The sequence below is a fragment of the Rudaea sp. genome (assembly GCF_057139185.1).
The window spans coordinates 13,874-33,032 of record NZ_DBNHDN010000030.1; the positions used below are offsets into that span (position 1 = coordinate 13,874).

17 protein-coding genes are annotated in these 19,159 nt (G+C 65.0%); 4 read left to right on the plus strand and 13 right to left on the minus strand.

Annotation, left to right across the window (positions count from 1 at the left end):
- Positions 1 to 35 precede the first annotated feature (35 nt).
- A complete protein-coding gene (locus AC16HO_RS09915) occupies positions 36 to 407 on the plus strand; it encodes a DUF423 domain-containing protein (protein ID WP_395643466.1) in 372 nt (123 codons plus the stop codon).
- Between the two features lie 219 nt (positions 408 to 626).
- On the plus strand, positions 627 to 3,398 hold the full coding sequence (locus AC16HO_RS09920) for a penicillin acylase family protein (protein ID WP_395643467.1): 2,772 nt from the start codon (positions 627 to 629) through the stop codon (positions 3,396 to 3,398).
- Positions 3,399 to 3,489: 91 nt separating this feature from the next.
- Here the strand turns inward: AC16HO_RS09920 and AC16HO_RS09925 are convergent, their stop codons facing one another.
- The 8 genes from AC16HO_RS09925 to AC16HO_RS09960 all read right to left on the minus strand — a co-directional run bounded on the left by AC16HO_RS09925 (position 3,490) and on the right by AC16HO_RS09960 (position 9,979).
- On the minus strand, positions 3,490 to 4,023 hold the full coding sequence (locus AC16HO_RS09925) for a M15 family metallopeptidase (protein WP_395643468.1): 534 nt from the start codon (positions 4,021 to 4,023) through the stop codon (positions 3,490 to 3,492).
- A 40-nt stretch (positions 4,024 to 4,063) separates the two neighbouring features.
- Positions 4,064 to 4,855: a CPBP family intramembrane glutamic endopeptidase gene (locus AC16HO_RS09930; protein ID WP_395643469.1), complete on the minus strand. Its 792-nt coding sequence runs from the start codon at positions 4,853 to 4,855 to the stop codon at positions 4,064 to 4,066.
- Positions 4,852 to 5,049 (minus strand): type II toxin-antitoxin system antitoxin, encoded by a 198-nt coding sequence (locus AC16HO_RS09935; protein WP_395643470.1) that lies wholly within the window; start codon positions 5,047 to 5,049, stop codon positions 4,852 to 4,854. Before AC16HO_RS09935 ends, AC16HO_RS09930 begins: the two co-directional genes overlap by 4 nt.
- Complete coding sequence (locus AC16HO_RS09940) at positions 5,033 to 5,389, minus strand: hypothetical protein (RefSeq protein ID WP_395643471.1); 357 nt, start codon at positions 5,387 to 5,389, stop codon at positions 5,033 to 5,035. Before AC16HO_RS09940 ends, AC16HO_RS09935 begins: the two co-directional genes overlap by 17 nt.
- A gap of 63 nt (positions 5,390 to 5,452) precedes the next feature.
- On the minus strand, positions 5,453 to 5,812 hold the full coding sequence (locus tag AC16HO_RS09945) for a hypothetical protein (RefSeq protein ID WP_395643472.1): 360 nt from the start codon (positions 5,810 to 5,812) through the stop codon (positions 5,453 to 5,455).
- 12 nt (positions 5,813 to 5,824) lie between these two features.
- Positions 5,825 to 6,691, minus strand: a complete 867-nt coding sequence (locus AC16HO_RS09950; RefSeq protein WP_395643473.1) for an SPFH domain-containing protein — start codon at positions 6,689 to 6,691, stop codon at positions 5,825 to 5,827.
- Positions 6,692 to 6,910: 219 nt separating this feature from the next.
- On the minus strand, positions 6,911 to 8,194 hold the full coding sequence (locus AC16HO_RS09955; RefSeq protein WP_484335421.1) for an MFS transporter: 1,284 nt from the start codon (positions 8,192 to 8,194) through the stop codon (positions 6,911 to 6,913).
- Positions 8,195 to 8,539: 345 nt separating this feature from the next.
- Positions 8,540 to 9,979 (minus strand): transglutaminase-like domain-containing protein, encoded by a 1,440-nt coding sequence (locus tag AC16HO_RS09960; protein WP_395643475.1) that lies wholly within the window; start codon positions 9,977 to 9,979, stop codon positions 8,540 to 8,542.
- 251 nt (positions 9,980 to 10,230) lie between these two features.
- Here AC16HO_RS09960 and AC16HO_RS09965 point away from each other — a divergent pair, with 251 nt between their 5' ends.
- Together AC16HO_RS09965 and AC16HO_RS09970 are read left to right on the plus strand one after the other, a co-directional pair.
- Positions 10,231 to 14,997, plus strand: coding sequence for an RCC1 domain-containing protein (locus tag AC16HO_RS09965; RefSeq protein WP_484335422.1), 4,767 nt, complete (start codon positions 10,231 to 10,233; stop codon positions 14,995 to 14,997).
- Positions 14,998 to 15,251: 254 nt separating this feature from the next.
- On the plus strand, positions 15,252 to 15,452 hold the full coding sequence (locus AC16HO_RS09970) for a hypothetical protein (protein ID WP_395643477.1): 201 nt from the start codon (positions 15,252 to 15,254) through the stop codon (positions 15,450 to 15,452).
- 169 nt (positions 15,453 to 15,621) lie between these two features.
- Here AC16HO_RS09970 and AC16HO_RS09975 read toward each other — a convergent pair whose 3' ends face one another.
- The 5 genes from AC16HO_RS09975 to AC16HO_RS09995 all read right to left on the minus strand — a co-directional run bounded on the left by AC16HO_RS09975 (position 15,622) and on the right by AC16HO_RS09995 (position 19,145).
- Positions 15,622 to 16,344 carry an arginyltransferase gene (locus AC16HO_RS09975; RefSeq protein ID WP_395643478.1) on the minus strand — a complete coding sequence of 241 codons (723 nt, stop codon included), beginning with the start codon at positions 16,342 to 16,344 and terminating at the stop codon, positions 15,622 to 15,624.
- A gap of 70 nt (positions 16,345 to 16,414) precedes the next feature.
- Positions 16,415 to 17,092, minus strand: a complete 678-nt coding sequence (locus AC16HO_RS09980; protein WP_395643479.1) for an HAD family hydrolase — start codon at positions 17,090 to 17,092, stop codon at positions 16,415 to 16,417.
- Between the two features lie 42 nt (positions 17,093 to 17,134).
- Positions 17,135 to 17,530, minus strand: a complete 396-nt coding sequence (locus AC16HO_RS09985; RefSeq protein WP_395643480.1) for a putative signal transducing protein — start codon at positions 17,528 to 17,530, stop codon at positions 17,135 to 17,137.
- A gap of 57 nt (positions 17,531 to 17,587) precedes the next feature.
- Complete coding sequence (locus tag AC16HO_RS09990; protein WP_395643481.1) at positions 17,588 to 18,460, minus strand: acyl-CoA thioesterase; 873 nt, start codon at positions 18,458 to 18,460, stop codon at positions 17,588 to 17,590.
- A 100-nt stretch (positions 18,461 to 18,560) separates the two neighbouring features.
- Positions 18,561 to 19,145: an N-acetylmuramoyl-L-alanine amidase gene (locus tag AC16HO_RS09995; RefSeq protein ID WP_395643482.1), complete on the minus strand. Its 585-nt coding sequence runs from the start codon at positions 19,143 to 19,145 to the stop codon at positions 18,561 to 18,563.
- Between the last annotated feature and the right edge of the window lie 14 nt (positions 19,146 to 19,159).

Consider the following 19,159-nt stretch of genomic DNA (forward strand, 5'->3'; position numbering starts at 1 on the left):
ACGGTGCAACAATGCCGCTTTGATCGGGAGAAACCATGCGCGGATTCGGTGTCTTCGCGGCTGTCCTCGGTGCACTCGCGGTCGCGCTCGGCGCGTTCGGCGCGCACGCGTTGCGCGGCATGCTTGACGAGACGACGCAGCACATCTGGCATACCGCAGTCGAGTATCAGTTGTGGCACGCACTCGCGCTGTTCGCGGTGGCTGTAGCGCCGTTGCCCGCGTCGCGCTGGCGCCGCGCAAGCGCATATGCCTTCGTTCTCGGCACCGTATTGTTCTGCGGCAGCCTCTATGCGTTGGCCCTCGGCGCGCCGAAGCTGGTCGGCGCGGTTACGCCGCTCGGCGGCGTCGCCCTGATCGCAGGCTGGCTCGCCGCGGCGCTGGCCTGCCGGCGCATGCGCTGCGACTGAGATGACAGCTGGCGCCGACGGTTTGCTGCGGCGCGCAATCGAAACCTGCATGCATCGCTTTTCGCTGCGATCGGCGAAGCGCATACTCGGGTTGAAACGCTCGTTTTTGGCGTCCGCAGGCGTTCTCAACAGGAGGGAATCATGTCGACCGCACATGTCCGGCGCGCTGCCCGCGTCCACGCTATACTTGTTGCTTTTTCCACATTGGGATTTTTCAGCGTGACTGCATCGGCAGGCACGATCAGCGCACCGGGTATGTCCGCACCGGGTACACTCGACTACGATGCCCTAGGGCAGCCGACGATCGTCGCGGCGACGGACAACGACGTCGCCTTCCTGCAGGGCTACGCGCAGGCGAAGGCGCGCTTCTTCGAGATGGATTTCAACCGTCGCGCGGTCGGCGGCACGCTGGCCGAGCTCGTCGGCCAGCCGGCGCTTGCAAACGACATCCAGTCGCGCACGCTCGGCCTGCGTCGCGCTGCGCTCGCCAGTTGGCAGGCGATGGACGACAACACGCGGGGCTGGCTGCAGGCCTATGCGAACGGAGTCAACTATTGGCTGAGGACCACGCCGTCCCTGCCGCCCGAGTACGGCGCGTTGAGCCTGAGCCATGCGGAACCGTGGTCGCCGATCGACACGATCAGCGTCGGCAAGGGACTGGCATATCAGCTGTCGTTCGACTCCTCGAAGGTGTCGAATACGATCAATTTCGCCGCCTACCAGAAGGCCGCGGCGGCGGCCAAGGTCGATCCCGTGGCGCTGTACTTCGGCGACACGCACCGCTTCGCGCCGCCCGATTCGACGGTGACGATCCGCGGATTCGTACCGAGCGCCGCGGCCGCCGGCAACACCGCCGCCGGCGCTTCGCTGCAGGCCGTCGCGCCGACTGCGACGCCAGAGCCGCAACCGATTTCCGCGCAGACGGTGAAACTCGCCCGGGCGTGGCTGGACAAGGTTGCCACGCATCCGCTGATCGTGCCGACGCTGCGCTCGCGCGCCGGACGCGAGGGCAGCAACGAATTCGCGGTCGCGGCGAACGTCACCGCCTCGGGCAAGCCGATCCTCGCCAACGATCCGCACCTCACGCTGGCACTGCCGCCGATCTTCATCGAGATGCACATCACCTCGAACGACCCGGCGTACGCGCAGCCACTCAATGCGAGTGGAGTCAGCGTGCCGGGCGCGCCGGGTATCATCCAGGGCTGCACGACGAACGTCTGCTGGGGCACGACCGTCAATCCGATGGACGTGACCGACTTCTTCCAGGAGACGCTGCAGACCAATGCGTTCGGTCTGCCCACCGCGATCGTGCACAACGGCATGGCCGAGCCGGTGATCTGGCAATTCCAGAGCTACTACGTCAACAAGATGACGGCAGGTCTGACCGACAATCTCGTCCGCGACGACGCGATCGGCCCGACCAACGGCGGCCTGACGATCATCGTGCCGCGCAGGAACAACGGTCCGATCGTGCAGATCGACGGCAACAACGGCTTGTCGATCGCCTACACCGGCTTCGGTCCGACCATGGAGCTGAAGGCGTTCAAGCTGATCAATCGGGCGAACAATCTTGCCGACTTCCAGAACGCGCTGACCTACTTCGATTTCGGCTCGCAGAATTTCGCCTACGCCGACACCGCGGGGAACATCGCCTACTTCACCAGCGCGGAAAACCCGATCCGCCAGGATTTGCAGGAAGGTGCGCCCGGTGGCGGCATTCCGCCGTGGCTGATTCGCGACGGCTCCGGCAAGCTGCACCACGACTGGCTGCCGGTGCAGCATCCGCAGCCGAACCAGGCGACGCCGTTCGAGATCATGCCGGCGTCGGAGATGCCGCACGTCATCAATCCGTCGGCGGGCTTTTTTGCCAACGCCAACAATGATCCGATCGGTATCCTCGCCAACAACAACCCGCTCGGCATGCAGCGGCCCGGCGGCGGTATCTACTATCTCAACTACAACTACAGCGTGTATCGCGTCACGCGGATCAGCAAGCTGTTGTCGGCGCTGATCGCCTCCGGCAAGAAGATCACTCCGGATGACATCAAGGCCGTGCAACTCAACAATCAGCCCGCCGATGCGGAACTCGTGCTTCCGTACCTGCTGACGGCATTCGGCAACGCGCAAGGCAGCACGTGGGGACAGTTGAGTCAGCTCGCGAACGATCCGGCGGTTTCCAATGCGATCGCGCGACTCAATGCGTGGAACCTGGCCACACCGACCGGTATCCAGCAGGGGTACGATCCGGGCGACAACCCGTTCGCATTGCCCGCGCCGAGCCAGTCAGAGCAGGATGCGAGCGTCGCCGCCACGCTGTACTACCTGTGGCGCAGCAATGCGATCAAGAATATCGAGGACAAGACTTTGACCGGTCTCGGCCTCGGCAGCTATCTACCCGGTGACGAGGATGCGTGGACGAGCGTGAAATTCCTGCTCGATGCCTTCCCGATACTCGGCGGCAAGGGTGCCTCGGGGGTGAACTTCTTCGCCGTCAGCGGAGCGCCCGATGCGGCATCGGCGCGCGACTACGTGCTGCTCAAGAGCTTGAAGGACGCGTTGACGCAGGCGTCGAGCAACGCGTTTGCGGCCGCGTTCAACAACTCGACGAATCCTGCCGACTATCACTGGGGCCTGTTGCACCGCTTCGTGCTCGAGCATCCGCTCGGTGGACCGTTCAACGTCCCCGGCGCCGGCAGCCCCTATCCGTTCACCGATCTCGCGCCGAACCTGCCGGGTCTCGCGCGCGACAGCGGCTGGGAAACCGTAAACCCGGGCGGTGGCACGTTGCGCGTCAGCGGCGTCAACGATTTCATGTTCAGCGGTGCGACCGCACCGGGTCGCCGCTTCGTCGGCGAGATGTCGCTGCCGATCAACGCGTTCGAGGTGATCCCGGGCGGCAACAGTGCCGTGCTCGGCAGCGCGAATTACGTCGATCAATTGCCGTTGTGGCTGACCGGGCAATACCATCCGTTGACGGTAGGCAATCCGTAACGACAGACGTCGTGGCCTGATGAATCGCCCCCGTGTTCGTCATTCCCGCCTTCGCGGGAATGACCGCACGGAGCCATGGCAGGACTGTGGACTATATTTTTGCGTGCCAGCACCAATGCCACGGTTCGTAGGCGATGCCATGGCGGTTGCCGCGCGGGTAGCTCAGCGTGAATTTGTACAACTTTGCATTTTTCCGCAGCCAGGCGAATGCGGATGAACGTTCGAACGCTTCTTCCAGCGCCGCATAGCCGGGCGTCGTGACGTCGAGCGCGCGGCCGCTGTGGTGCTCGCTGTAGCCCGGTGCGGCGCTGACGCGCAGGATCTCGTCCATCGATTGGCCGCGTTCGAGCTTTCGCCGCAGGATACCGAGCTGGTATTCAATGCTGCGGAATGCAGAAACAATTTCGAGTTCTACACCGTCCCGCACCGCCGCCTCGCGCATGCGCATCCACGCGCGCGCGGCACGTGCGGCGAGGTATTGCTCGCGACCCTGCGTGTCGCGACCGATGCTTGTCAGCCGCGTCGGCTCGCGCACGCGGTGCAGACCGCGCAGGCGGCCGTAGCCGCGCGGCACACCGAGTGCGAACGCGGCTTCGACGAAGTCGACTTCCGTAGTCCGGTTCACGGCGCTGAGAGTACACGGATTCGCATCGCTACCGCCTGATTCAGCCATGCGGCAGGAACAGGGGGCCGATGACGTGCAGGACGATATCGGTGCTGAAATGCGCGGCAATCGCGTGCTCAAGCCCGAAGCGCCAGAACAGCCAGCCGAACGCGATGCCGCAGACAGCGTTGGCCGAGACGATGCTGGCGGCGATCGCCCGCGACACCGGTACCTGCGAGATGGCCGACCAATTGGGCAGATGCGCCGCACCGAAAAGTGCCGCAGCGACGACGATCGCAAACCAGTAGATTGCGGGGCTCGGCTTGCAAACGCGCGCCGCGAGCCATGCCAGCACGGAGACGAGGAACAGGCGGAATACGGCTTCTTCGACGATACCGCCTTGGAACGAGGCAAGCAAACCTTGCCACCACACCGGTATGCGGTGGATGTCTATGGAATCCACTGGCAGCGGCAGCACCAGTTGCAGCAGCCAAGCCGCAATCGCGGCGGCCATGCCGAGCCCGATCGCACTCAACCAGTGTGATGGCGGCAGTTTCGTGTCGTGGACGAACCAGCCGCGTATTCCCGGACTGTCCAGCCCGAAGCGTTCACCGGCGCGCAGCCCGATCCACGTCAGCAACGAGATGATGACGAAGTTCGCTACGAAGCTAGCTAGAAGCCAACCGGTCGACGGCGAGGTGCCCTTGGTCATTGCCAGCCCGTACGGCAAGGCCAGAAGCGACGCGATCGCGCCGCCGACACCGAGCGTCAGGGCGACGCTTCCGTCGCGTCTTTCCGACACAGGCTGCCGCAGCATTTCGCTGAGTGTGACTGTCTGTGTGGTTTCGTTCATGGGATATCGGCCTTGTCGTCGTCTGTCGGAGAAACGGCGCCACGAATGCGTCCCGCCTTGCGCAGCGCATCGCGCAGCAGGTACTCGATCTGCGCGTTGACGCTGCGCAGCTCGTCGTCGGCCCAGCGCTGGACCGCGTCGAGCACGTCGGCGCTGATGCGCAGCGGATAGGCTTTCTTATCGCCGGTTGCCATGATCTTTTGGAACCGGTCTGTCCTGATAGCGCAGGGTGCCAATCACCGCGATGGCGGACAAGGCGCAAATCGACGCTACGGAAACGACGACCACGATATTGAGAAGTGGATGGTTGTCGAACAATGCGTAGATCGCCACCCCCATGGCGCAGACGATGGCACCAATCAAAAGCAGAATCAGGCTTGCAAAACGCCCCAGGGCTTGCGGATTGCTGACACGACGCCAATCGACGCCGTTGACGAGACCGACCGGGCCGCGTATGCGGATGACGATGGCCAGAGCCCAGCAAAGTGCCGCCGTCAGCAGCGTTACCAGCAACCCCGTGAGTTGATCAGACATTTCGAGTACCCCAGTTAGGGTGCGCGGCGTACAACGGCGCTGATGTGCAGCGGATAGGCTTTCTTATCGCTGGTGGTCATCGTATTTGGGAAATGGTTTGTCCTGATAACGACGCAGACCCCTGGTGAGTACGAGGACGAGCGCACCTGTTGCTGCCAGAAGCGCCGTCGACAGCGGATTGATCAAATTCACCTTCTGGCTCGAGATGAAGGCGTAGAAGAGGAAACCGAAAACGACCAGCGCCGTGGCGTACACGAACAACGTATTGGAGACGAAGCCGACCAACCCATGAGGATTTTTCACGCGTTTCACGTCGAGGCCGTTGATCGATCCGATGCCCTGCGCCCGGACAACGACACCGATAGCGAACAATAGACAGCTCGCGCCGAGCATGGCGATCAGCACGATCAATGCGTTGTTCATCGACTTGCCCCGTCAGTTGTACAGCGTGCCGGTATTCACGATCGGCTGCGTGCCGCGTTCTCCGCAAAGCACCACGAGCAGGTTCGACACCATCGCCGCCTTGCGTTCCTCGTCGAGCTGCACCACGCCGCGCGACTTCAACTGGTCGAGCGCCATTTCGACCATCGTCACCGCGCCTTCGACGATGCGCGTGCGCGCAGCGATGATCGCGCTCGCCTGCTGGCGCTGCAGCATGGCTTGCGCGATTTCTGGCGCGAACGCGAGGTGCGAAATGCGCGCTTCGATCACCTTGACGCCCGCGTTGGAAAGACGCTCCTGAATCTGCTCCTGCAAGTGATCGGCGACTTCCTTGCCGTGGCTGCGCAACGAGATGCCGCCGGTGTCGTGCGAATCGTAGGGGTAGCTCTGTGCCATCTGGCGCAGCGCCGACTCACTCTGGATGTGGACGAAGTTCTCGTAGTCGTTGACCTGGAACAAGGCCTCGGCGGTGTCGACGACCTGCCAGACCACGACCGCGGCGATCTCGATCGGGTTGCCATCGAGATCGTTGACCTTGAGCTTGGACGATTCGAAATTGCGCACGCGCAAGCTGACGCCGGTCTTGCTGTAGAACGGGTTTGCCCAGCGCGGGCCGGCGTCGCGCACCGTGCCGACATACTTGCCGAAGAACTGCAGCACCTTGCCCTCGTTCGGAGCCACGGTGAAGAAGCCGGCGAGGCACACCACCAGCACGATAGCGATGAGGATCGCAGCGACGATGCCCCACGGGCTCTTGCTCTGGATCGCGTGGATCAGTCCGGCGATGTCGGTGATCAGCAGGACGACCAGGCCGATCAGGGCGGGGATGCCGGACGGTGCGGACACGGAACGTTCGTTCATGGCGGTTTCCTCGATGAGTTCGAGATAATTATATATCAAAAAGATATCATTGCCTATCAGGGCCGCAATTCTTGATGCTGGCTTCTCAAGGGTTGGCGATGATGTATGCCGACAGCGGCGCGTCGTCGGTCTCGGCCACGAGCGGTGGTTTGGACAACCCGGTTTCGTTCTCGATTGCGCCTGCGGCGCACCGAATATCGACCACATGCTCCGCCGATATCAGGGCACAGCCCGGCTTGTCGTTTGCTCACCGCAATGGTCCTGCCGTGACCAAGCGATCGGCTTGATTTCACCGAGACCGAACACCCAGGCGGCGCCGCCAAGCAGGGATGCGGCGGCGGCGATGAGAAAGGCCGGCACAAAACTTCCGGTTCGATCGACCAGTATGCCAGTCAGGAACGGTGCAATGAGTCCGGCGATGTTGCCGAGGCAATTCTGCATGCCCACCCAGCGGCCAGCGGCAGCGGGCCCGGCCAGCGTTTGTGCAACGAGATAGATATGCGGCGCAGTCAGGCCGAAGGCGGCGCACGCCAACACCAACAGGCAGGCCGAAACCATGGTGCTGGCCAGTGCGCAGGCCGCGACGCAGGCACCCACGATGCATGCACCTGCGGCCAGATACGTCTTGCACACGCGTGTGTGGCTGATGCCGGCGCGAATGCGCCGGTCGGTGATCCAACCATTGGCGGTAGCAACGACGGCCATAAGCAAATACGAGACTCCGCCGATCGTCGCCATTTGCGCGAGTGTCCAACCGCGTTCGCGCACGAGATAGTACGGAATCCAATTCAATACGAAATACCAGACGTAGTTCACGCCGAAATGCCCCAGGCTTGCGTACCACAGTGCGGGAGTACGCAACAGCACGGCGGTCGGCGGACCGGATTCGGCATTTATCGCGCGCGGTTGGGGCAGATGCGGCTGCGCAATCGTGAGCCAGGGAATCACCCACAACAGACTGACCAGCCCAAAGCCGGCGAAGAACCAGCGCCAGCCATAAGCGGCGATCAGCATTCCACCAAAGAAGATGCCGAAAGCAGGGCCGGCGGACAAGCCCACACTGGTCGCCGCATTGGCGATACCGCGCGCGGACTCCGGCACGCTGCGCGCGATGATGCTCGAAGCGGTGGGGAAGGAAACCGACTCGCCGAGACCGAGCAGCAGGCGCAGTCCGACCAACATGACGAAGCCTTGTGCCAAGCCGGTAAGTGTCATGGCCAGCGACCAGACCACGAATCCGGTCAGCAGCACGTGCGCGGCACCGTAGCGGTCGGACAGCCACCCAACGGCGATCTGCATCGGTATGTAGGTAATGAAGAACGCAGTGAGCAGGAAGCCGAGTTGGGAGGTGGAGAGTTGGAATTCGTCCCTGATCGATGGTGCGGCGGTGGCGAGATTGCCGCGATCGATGTAGTTGATGAACACCGAAAGTCCGAGCAAGACCACGGTGGCGAGCAGCCAGCGTGGCAGGCGCTGCGAGGTGTCGATGATGCGATCATGCATACAACCTCCCTGACGCGGTTGTGGGTGGAACGGATTGGTGCAGGTCCCAAGCGCTGCTCGCGATTGCATGCGAAGGCGAAGCACCCCGTTGCCCGCCCTTCGGTTTTTGCTGTGTCGCACCCGAGTTCGTGGCATCGACGCGATGCCCGACGGCCAAAACGCGTACAGGCTACTCCGGCGCCGTGTCGGCCGGAAGTACTGTACGTAGCGACGAGCGATCCGCACTGCGGCGGAGGAACCAGCATGTGCCCGGAACGTGGGTCTTGCCCATTTCATTGGCATGCGCAAGCGCCTTCATATCGAGGTGAACCCCATGCGAGCGATGCAGCTGGTCGTCGCCGACGACTATGGGGTCAACGGCGTGACGGCATCGATGCGCACACGGCCCAGGGTGTTGAAGCCGGCGTAAAAACGCCACGGATCGCCGTTGCCGGTGGATAGCGCGACGTGGCCGGCGTCGAAGCCTTGCAGCGCGGCGTCGTAACTGCGCCAGTGCCCGTCGACCCAGGCTTGCGCCCAGGCGTGCGGCACGAATACATCGGTCTTGCCCGCGTAGTGGTCGATGTAAACGAGGCCGTCGACGACGCGGGTCGGAATGCCGAGCGCGCGGCCGAGCGCGGCGAGCAACACGGCGTGTTCGGTGCAGTCGCCTTCGGGATTCTTCGCCACTTCGAGTGCGGAAGCGTAGCCGACGCTGAGGTCCTTGGTGCGGATGAACTTGCGCACGAAGTCCTCGAGGTTCTGCATCTGCGCCGCCGCGGACTTTGCATCGCCCGCGCCTTCGTGCGCGAGCTTGACGATCTCCGGTGCGGCGCTCTGCAACCAGTCGTTCGGCCGGGTGTCGGCGGCGGCGGGCCTGCCTTCGCGCGCGGCCGCCGCGGATGCCGGCGCGATGCGCAGCTCGACCTTGCCATCTGCCATCGCGATCACCTGCTGCTCATCGGTGGTCGCGAACTTCAGCGCTTCGCCGCTGCTGTCGGTCGGGCTGAGAAGGATGCGCGCGCCGTTGCTGCGCTCGCTCGAAGTCAACGCGCGCGGCGACTCGAGCATCGTGCGCACGAGGACATCAGGGGCCTGGTTCGGCGCGGTGGCGCAATCCTTCGAGCAGGCAAGCATGGTCAACTCGTAGCCCATCATCGGCACGAGCAGTTTGCGTACGCTCGCATCGGCGTCGACCCAGGAGACGGTGCGCGTCGGCGTGCCGCCAAGGGCGATCGTCTGTTCGATGCGCACGACTTCGCGGCGGCCTTCGGGCAGCTCGATCGACTCGCGCGCGCCGACGCGCGAGTCGACCTCGACCGCTTCGAGATTCTCGGCCTGGAACGCGAGCGCCTTGTAGCGCGTGCCGGGTACGAGCCCGTGTTTTTCCTCGATCAGGCGCATTCCTTCGGCAAGCACGGCGCCCTGTGGCCAATCGATCGTGCGCGTTCGTGTTGCACCGCCGACCTCGCTGGTCACCTCGAGTTTGCCATCGCTGCGCAGCGTGCCGCGCTGCACGCTTTCGATGCCGGAAATTTTCGTGCGCGATTCGAAGCGCAGCGGTTTGCCTGCACGCGTTTCCTCGTCGGTCTCGCTCGTGCTCAGCGCAAGCTTGAGGCCGGAGCGCTCGAGTTCGATCTGCATCGCCTGGGTCGTGCGCACGCGCTCGCCATCGATGTTGCGCGTGGTGTGCATGCTGCCGATCTTGCGCCCGTCGAGCAGCACGCTCATCCAGGTATCGTCGGGCGCTGCCGCGCGTGCGGCGGCAAGCGGCAGCAGGGCCAGGAAACAGAGAAGGCGCAGCATGGAAATATCGCGGAAGGGAACAGTGCCCTAGGATACCCGAAGCAGTCGGCAAGACTCGGCGGCGTGACGAGGATTCGCGTGTTGTAGCAAGGATCCGATGCCGAGTCCGCGTGATTTTCGACGATGCGGGAATCTGTTAGGCTTGGCTGCCCCTGTCGTCTGGAAATTTTCGCGACCCGCCGTCGATGGCCATTGTCCGCGTCAACGACAGGAGCTTGCACTTCGAAAGTCAGAGTGAGACAGGGGGTTTTATGCGGCGTCGAATTGCGGTCCGTGCTTGGGCCGCGGGCTTGCTTCTGGCCGTGGCGCCGGTGGCATGGGGGCTCAATACGCCCAGCGTGCTCGATTCCGTCACCACCCAAGTCTCGACTGGTCTCTATCATGGCTGCGGGCTGAGTACGGCAGGCGGCGTGAAGTGTTGGGGCAACAACGCGCACGGCCAGCTCGGCAATGGGTCGATCGTGGACAGTTCCTTGCCGGTGATTGTGACGGGCCTGACCGGCGGCGTGGCGGTGATCGCGGGGGGCGGCACGCACACATGCGCGCTGACCATGACGGGGGGCGTGAAGTGCTGGGGCAACAACAGCGATGGCCAGCTCGGCAACAACTCGACCACGGACAGCAACACACCGGTGGATGTGACGGGCCTCACCAGCGGCGTGGCCGCGATCGCAACCGGTGGCAGCCATACCTGCGCGCTGACCACGACGGGTGGGGTCAAGTGCTGGGGCCATAACACCGATGGCGAGCTCGGCAACAACTCGACAGTGGCCAGTCCGACACCGGTGGACGTGGCCGGCCTGACCAGCGGTGTGGCGGCAATCGCGGCGGGTGGCTTTCATACCTGCGCGTTGACCACCGCAGGCGGGGTCAAGTGCTGGGGCGCCAACGGTGAAGGCCAGCTCGGCAACGGCTCGGCCACGACCAGCCTGACTGCCGTTAATGTCAGTGGCCTCGCCAGCGGCGTGGCGGCGATCACGACCGGCGGGTACCACACCTGCGTATTGACTACGGCGGGTGGAGTCAAGTGCTGGGGCGGCAACGGCAACGGCCAACTCGGCAACAACTCGACTGCGGCCAATCCGACGCCGGTGGATGTGGCGGGCCTGACCAGCGGCGCCGCAGCTGTCGCCGCGGGCGACTTTCACACCTGCGCCATGACCACGGCGGGCGGAATGAAGTGCTGGGGCGACAACGGCAACGGCCAGCTTGGCAACAACTCGATTGCGACCAGCCTGATACCCGTGGATGTGATGGGCCTGGCCGCCGGTGTAGCGGCGATTGCGCCGGGCGGTTTTCACACCTGCGCGTTGACCGCATCAGGCGGGGTGAAGTGCTGGGGCGCCAACAGCAACGGCCAGATCGGCAACGGCTCGACCACCGACAGTCATACGTCGGTGGATGTAGCCGGTCTGAGCAGCGGCGTGGCGGCAGTCGCGACGGGCGGCTTTCACACCTGTGCGTTGACCGCGGCGGGCGGAGCGAAGTGCTGGGGAGCCGACGGCGAGGGCCAGCTCGGCAACGGCACCGCCACCGACAGCCTGACTCCCGTGGACGTCACGGGCCTCGCCAGCGGCTTGGCGGCGATTGCGACGGGCGGATATCACAGTTGCGCGTTGACCAGCGCCGGCGGGATCAAGTGCTGGGGTGCTGACGGCAATGGCCAACTCGGCAATGGCCTGACGACCGCCAATCCGACACCGGTGGATGTGACCGGCTTGACCAGCGGCGTGGCGGCGATTGCCGCCGGCGCTTATCACACCTGCGCGCTGACTGCGGCGGGCGGAGTGAAATGTTGGGGCAGCAACGGCGATGGCCAGCTCGGCAACGGTTCGACGACGGACAGTTCGACGCCGGTCGATGTGACCGGCCTGACCAGTGGAGTGGCGGCAATTGCGACAGGTGCGGGCGCCAATCACACCTGTGCGCTGACCACGTTGGGTGGCGTGAAGTGCTGGGGCAACAACATCGATGGACAGCTCGGCAACGGCTCGACCACCAACAGCCCGACTCCCGTGGATGTGACCGGGCTGACCGCCGGGACGGCAACGATCGCGACGGGTGGCTACCACACCTGCGCGCGCACCACGACGGGTGGGATGAAATGCTGGGGCGCCAACGGCGCTGGGGAGCTCGGCAACGCTTCGACGACGGCCAGCCCGACACCGGTGGATGTAACGGGCTTGACCAGCGGCGTTGCGGCAATCACGGCAGGAGTCGATCACAGTTGCGCGCTGACTGCGGCGGGTGGGGTCAAGTGTTGGGGTGCCGACGGCAATGGCCAGCTTGGCAACGGCTTGACCACGAACAGCTCGACGCCTGTCGATGTAACCAACCTGACCGCCGGTGTGGCAGTGGTCGCGACGGGGGGCAACCACAACTGCGCACTGGTCACCGCGGGCGGGATGGAGTGCTGGGGCTACAACCTGAGCGGCCAACTCGGCAACGGCGCGACTTCGGACAGCCCTGTTCCGGTGAACATGCTGTCCGGCCAGACGCTCAACGCTTTTGCTCCGGGCACGGCTGGCACTGGCACACCGTTGTCAGCGATAGCGGCTGGAGTCGGCGCGCCGCTGAGCGCCGCAGCCAGCGGCGGAGGCAGCGTCGCCATCGTCTACGACGTATGGACCCCGGGTACCTGCTCGGTGGCGGGTGCCACGTTGACCGCTCCGGCTGCCGGGGTGCTGTGCGGCGTACGCGCTTCGCGCTCCGGCGGCAGCGACGGTGGCAACGGCACCACTGCGGCGGCCCCGCAGCAACTGCGTCTGATCCTGGTCACGCCCGCCACGCCGATGCTGACGCTCTCCAGTTCACTCAACCCGAGCGCGCAGGGCGTCAGCGTCACCTTCAGCGCGACCTTTGCCAACGCCGGAACGTTGACCGGATCGGGCAATGTCTCGTTCTGCGCCGATGCGACCACGACCAACGCGGCCTGCACCGGCGGTACCGTGCTGTGCACGGTCGCGGCCAGTGCCAGTCCGACGACGTGCATGACCAGCGCGCTCGCGGCCGGCGCGCACGCGATCACGGCATATTTTGCCGGCGACACGAACAATCACGCGGCCGCATCGGCCGCGCTCATGCAGGTCGTGACCAGTCCGCCGGCAATCACCAGCGCGAACAACACGGCATTCGCGGTGGGAGCGGCCGGCACGTTCACGGTGACGACAACGGGTGTTCCGACGCCGTCGGTCAGTGAAACAGGTGCATTGCCGGCTGGCGTGACGTTCACCGACAACGGCAACGGCACGGCCACGCTGTCGGGTACGCCTGCCTTGGCCACGGTGGGCACTTATCCGCTCAGTTTCAAGGCGACGAACGGCATTGCGCCGGATGCAACGCAGAACTTCACGCTGAGCGTCGGCAAGGGCACGCAGAGCATCACGTTCGGCGTGCAGACTCCGGCCAGTCGCCCGTTCGCCAACGGCGCCACGTTCACGCTCGATCCGCTGGCCAGCGCCAGTAGCGGCCTGGCAGTCAGCTACGCCTCACTCACGCCGGGAGTGTGTTCGATCGCCGCCAGCACCGTGGCGATGGTCGCGGACGGCACCTGCACGATCAGCGCAAACCAGTCCGGCGACGCGAACTGGCAGGCGGCCGCACCGGTATCGCAGTCCGTTGCCCTCGTGCAGTACTGGGCCGTGACCACCGCGGTCAGCGGCAGCGGCGGATCAGTCTCCGCGCCGGCGACTGCTTCGGTCGCAGAGGGCTCGGCCACGACGTTCACCATCACCCCGGATCCGGGCCATGCGGTAGGCACGGTGGCTGGCACGACATGCACGCCGAGCCTGCAAGGCGGCAGTATCTGGACCACCGGCGCGATCACGGCGAATTGTGCGATCACGGTGACATTCTCGCCGGGCTTTGTCTCGCTCAATCCCGCGCGCCTGCTTGATACGCGCGCCGGTGCCAGCACGGTGGATGGCCAGTTCGCGGGCGTCGGCGCACTCGGCGCGGGCGGCCGACTCGATCTGGTCGTGGCGGGACGCGGCGGCGTACCTGCCACTGGCGTCGTCGCCGTGGTGTTGAATGTGACGACGGCTTTGCCCACCGGCCCTGGCTTTGTCACGGTATGGCCTACGGGCGCGGCGCAACCGTTGGCATCGAACCTCAATTTCGTAGCCGGGCAAACCATTCCCAACCTCGTGATCGCCAAACTCGGCGTCGACGGCAAAGTGTCGCTGTTCGCATCGGCTGGCACACACCTGATCGCCGACGTTGCGGGATACTTCAGCGCCGCGACGGATCTGGTCGCGCTGACGCCGGCACGCTTGCTCGATACGCGCGCCGGCAACGCAACTGTCGACGGTCAATTCGCCGGCCAGGGCGCGCTCGCACCCGGGGCCAGGCTCGACCTGCAGGTTTCCGGGCGATATGCCCTGCCGGCGACCGGTGTCGGCGCGGTACTGCTGAACACGACCGTGGCCAATCCGAGCGCGCCGGGCTATCTGACGCTATGGCCCGCCGATGCCGCGCAGCCGGTGGCGTCGAATCTCAACTTCACGCCGGGCTTGACCATTCCGAATCTGGTGTTGGCCAAAGTCAGCAGCGCGGGTCGGGTATCGATCTACAATTCCGCCGGCACCACCGACGTGGTGGCGGACGTGCAGGGCTGGTTTCCGCTGTCATCGCAACTCACGTCCCTGGTGCCGGCGCGCGTGGTGGATACGCGTACCGGAGCGTTCACCGTCGATGGCCAGTTTGCGGGCGGCGGTGCGTTGGCGGCCCTCAGCACGACGGATGTCAACTTGCTCGGTCGCGGCGGGGTGCCGGCCAGCGGAGTGGATGCGGTCGTGTTGAACGTGACGGTGACCGGGACGGCCGGCGCCGGGTATCTGACGGTGTGGCCAACCGGATCGGCGCAACCGAATGCATCCAACCTCAACTACGTCGCGAACCAGACCATACCGAACATGGTTACTGCCAAGGTCGGCAACAACGGAAAAGTGTCGTTCTACGTCGGCAGCGGCAACAGCACGCAGCTCGTCGTCGACGTGGTAGGCTGGTTTGCGCGCTGAGCGCTTTCGATTCAAGTATCTGCAACCTCGCCATTCCCGCGATGGCGGAGCTATCGACAGCCGAATGGCTGGCCATCCCGTTCTTGATCTTCGCTGCGATGGAGCAAGAACCCGAATCCGGGCTCCATGCCTCGCATGGCCCCGGAACGACGGGGCAAGCACTACAGACGAAACCGATCTAACAGGCTGTTGAGAAGAAACTACGCTGCGAATTGCTGATCATAGAAACGACCGATCATGCGGCGAATCAAGCGATGCGTGGAGCGGATGGGCAGCAGCCGGGGATGTTCTCCTGCGTGTCGGTCGAGGCGGGTGTGCCGGCGAATCGTCCGATCCGCAAGCTGCCGCTGGTCGGTCCGGACGCCGTGCGCGGCTGGACGACGCGGACGTGCGCCGCCTGCAACCTGATCCGACTCGGTGGCATCGGCGCATGGTGGGACCCATCGCCGGCCTGAGGAGAAGTGCGTTCGGTGGCCGCATATCCGCACCTGCACATCCCGGATCGAAGCGCCCGGCGATGGAAAAGCCCTATCGTTGGGAGGGAAAGGCGAGCTTCCCAACAGCCTGCTAAGCGAAGCCACCGGCGAATCGAAGCATCGAGCGCAGGTTCGCAGCGATCACGGATCAGGCGGTGCTGCCACGGGCAGCAACTTTCCAGCCATCGGCCGTCAACAGTTCCAGCGGACGGAAGCGCGCCTTGTAGTCCATCTTCGGGTGGCGCTCGATCCAGTAGCCGAGATACACGTGAGGCAGGCCGCGTTCGCGCGCGAGTTCGATCTGGCGCAGGATCGCGTGCGTGCCGAGGCCGCGCGCCTCGAGCGCCGGATCGTAAAAGGTATACACGGCCGACAGGCCGGTCGTGGTGATGTCGGTGACCGCGAGCGCGCACAGCTCGCCGCTGGCGTCGCGCAACTCGAGAAACGAGGTCGGACTCCACGCGGTGTAGAGGAAGCGGGTGAAATCCTGCGGGTCCGGGTTGTCCATGCCGCCGCCCGCATGGCGCGCGTCGAGATAACGCCGGTACAGGGCGAAGTATTCGTGGCTGTAACGCGCCGGCACGACGCTGAGCGCGAGATCCGCGTTGCGCCTGAAATTGCGCCGCTGGCTGCGATCGGGTTCGAACTGTGTGACCGGAATGCGCGCCGGCACGCAGGCGCGGCATTGCGGACATTGCGGGTGGTAGACGTGGCCGCCGGCGCGGCGGTAGCCGCGGGTGAGCGCATGCGCGTACATGCGCGGCAGGTGCGGAGCGGACGGGTCGATGACGAGGTTCTGCGCCGTCCGCTCGGCGAAGTAACCGCAGGCGTGCGGCAGGGTCTGAAACAGGCGGACGGTTTCGGACTTCATGGGGTTAGTCTACATCGCCGCCCAGGCGAAAGAGCAAGGGCGGATTGGCCACGGATGGCAAAACAGATCTTCAGTTTCTTGCCGCGACCTCGTCGATGTGCAGCAGCAGGTCGGCCGGGTCGGCGTAGACGCGAAACGCGCCGGCGCGGCTCAGTTCGTCCTCGCCATAGCCGCCGGACAACAGGCCCACGCCGAGGCCGCGCGCGCGCTTCGCCGCGATCATGTCCCAGATGCTGTCGCCGAGGACCAGCGAATCGCGGATGTCGACGCCGAGGCGTTCGGCCGCAGTCAGGAACAGGTCCGGGTCGGGCTTGGCATACCTGACCTGGTCGCGCGTGACCACGGCTACCTTGGCCGGATCGACGCCGAGCGCGGCGAGATTGTGCCCGGCGGTTTCCATGCGGCCGCTGGTCGCGATCGCCCACGGATTGCCCTGTTCGGTCAGATAGTCGAGCAGTTCGCGCGCGCCGGGCAGCGGGCGCACGCTGGCCGAGAGCTGCTGATAGGCGGCGGCGTGGTTCCTGCGCAGGCGCTCGAGGCGCTCGGGCGTGTTGTCGAAGCCGGTCTCGCGCAGCAGGATGTTGGCGAACAGGCCGCCGGACATGCCGATCTTGCGATGGATGCGCCAGACCGAGAGCGGAATGCCTTCCGCATCAAGCGCGGACTTCCACGCGAGCACATGCTGGTAGACGCTGTCGATCAGGGTACCGTCGAGATCGAACAGGAAGGCGGTTTTGATGCGGGACATGAAGCGGGCCAATGACGAGTGCAGTAGCTGTTCGGGGGATTTCTAGAAAATCCGGACGACGCCCAGCCAGTTGAGCATCAGCAGCGCGCCGATGGCGGCGAGCAGCAGCGTGCGTATGTTCCAGACGAAACGCGTGCGCCGCTGCTCGGGCGTGAGTTCCTTGCTGCGCGAGGCTTCGAGCTCCTCGGCGTAGCGCGTCGGCGGCTCGATGCCGATCTCGCGCAACAGCGCGCGCGCGCGCGCCTGGTCCTGCGAGTGCACGACCCAGACCTGTGCCCAGTCGTCGCGGCCGGATTTCGCCGAATAGCTCGGCCCCTTGTAGTCGTGGCCCTTGTAGTTGCTGCGGTTCGTCACCGAGGTTTCGATGCCGGCTTCGCGCAACAGGGCGACGACGCGATCGACGTTCTCGTTGCGTGCGGAGGTGTAGATTTGCCTCATGGTGATGGGATGTTACCCGAGAAGTGCGGTCAGCAAGATCGCTTCCTGAACTTGCGATCACGGATGACCGCCATTCAATCGCATCATGCCTTCCTGCGCGGTCGAAGCGACGAGGCGGCCATCGGCGGAAAAGATCTGTCCGCGTGCGAGGCCGCGGGCGCCTTGCGCGGTCGGGCTGTCGAGCGCATAGAGCAGCCATTCGTCCGCGCGCAGCGCGCGATGGAACCACATCGCGTGATCAAGGCTGGCCAGATGGACCTTGCCGTCGGCGAACGAGATGCCGTGCGGCAGCAGCGCGGTGCCGATCAAGTTGAAGTCGGAGGCGTAGGCGACCATCGCGCGATGCAGCGCGGGCGAATCAGCGATGCGGTCCACGAGCCGGAACCAGATGTGCTGTCGCGGCGGCAGCCGGCCCGGGTTCAGATCGTCGCGCGGTTCGACGTAGCGCAGTTCGAACGGGCCTGCGCCGCCGAACCAGCGTTGCAGTTTCGGTGGCAGCTTCTCGAGTTCGGCGGGCGGGAGTGCCCTGCGCGAGGGCAGGGCTTCGGCCGATGGCACCTGTGGCATCGCGGTCTGGTGCTCGAAACCGGGTTCGTCGATCTGGAACGAGACCGTGCAGTTGAAGATCTGCTCGCCGTGCTGGATCGCAATCACGCGCCGCGTCGAAAAACTGCGCCCGTCGCGCGTGCGCTCGACGTTGTAGACGATCGGCGCCGCGATGTCGCCGGCACGCAGGAAATAGGCGTGCAGCGAATGCGCGCCGCGGTGTTCCTCGACCGTCTGCTGCGCCGCCGACAAGGCCTGCCCGAGCACCTGGCCGCCGAACACGTAGCGCGTGCCGATGTCGCGGCTCTGGCCGCGGAACAGGTTGTCTTCGAGGCGTTCCAGGCCGAGCAGTTCGACCAGCTCGGCGACGACGGGTTTGGTCATTGTCTGTTCCACGATGCGATGGTCTCGCATTCTACCGTAGCGGCGATTCGTCACGCCCGGGCTTGCTTGTCTGTCGCCAAGGGCAGAACGTGTGCGGCCGCTACGGACGAAGCCGTGCGAGCCCGGACGCCGGCACGACATCCTCCCATGGAAACAGCGGACCGGGGTCCTGGCGCCGACGCAGCATGATTTTCGCATCGTCGCTCGCGGGTTCCAGACGCGTATCGAGATCCTCGTGGCCGGCGATATGGCGCAGGCTGGGGATGTCGTGCTTGAGCTGTCGCAGCAGCGCCAGCAGCGACTGGATCTGTGCCTTCGTGTAGGCCACCGTGAACGCCTGATGGCGGCTGTCGCCCCAATGCGGATAGCGGCCGAGGTTGAACATCTCGATGCCGATCGAGCGCGTGTTCCAGTCTTTCGTGTGGTTGGCGACGCGATCGTTGGCAACGAAGCGGTACACCTCGCCGGCTTCGGTGATGTAGTAGTGGCCGCTGTTGCCGGTGCCCTTTTGCGGATAGTGCACACGCTCGCCGAACTCGCGTGTCATCGCCATGTCGGGCAACTCGGTGCAGTGGATCACGACGAGGTCGATCGCCGACAGGCCCCGATGGTTGAGCCTGGCCTCGTAGGGCAGGGGCCAGTCGTGGACGACCAGTTCGGGCGGCGGCGAGGTGGATATCGGCATGCGCGCAGTCTCGC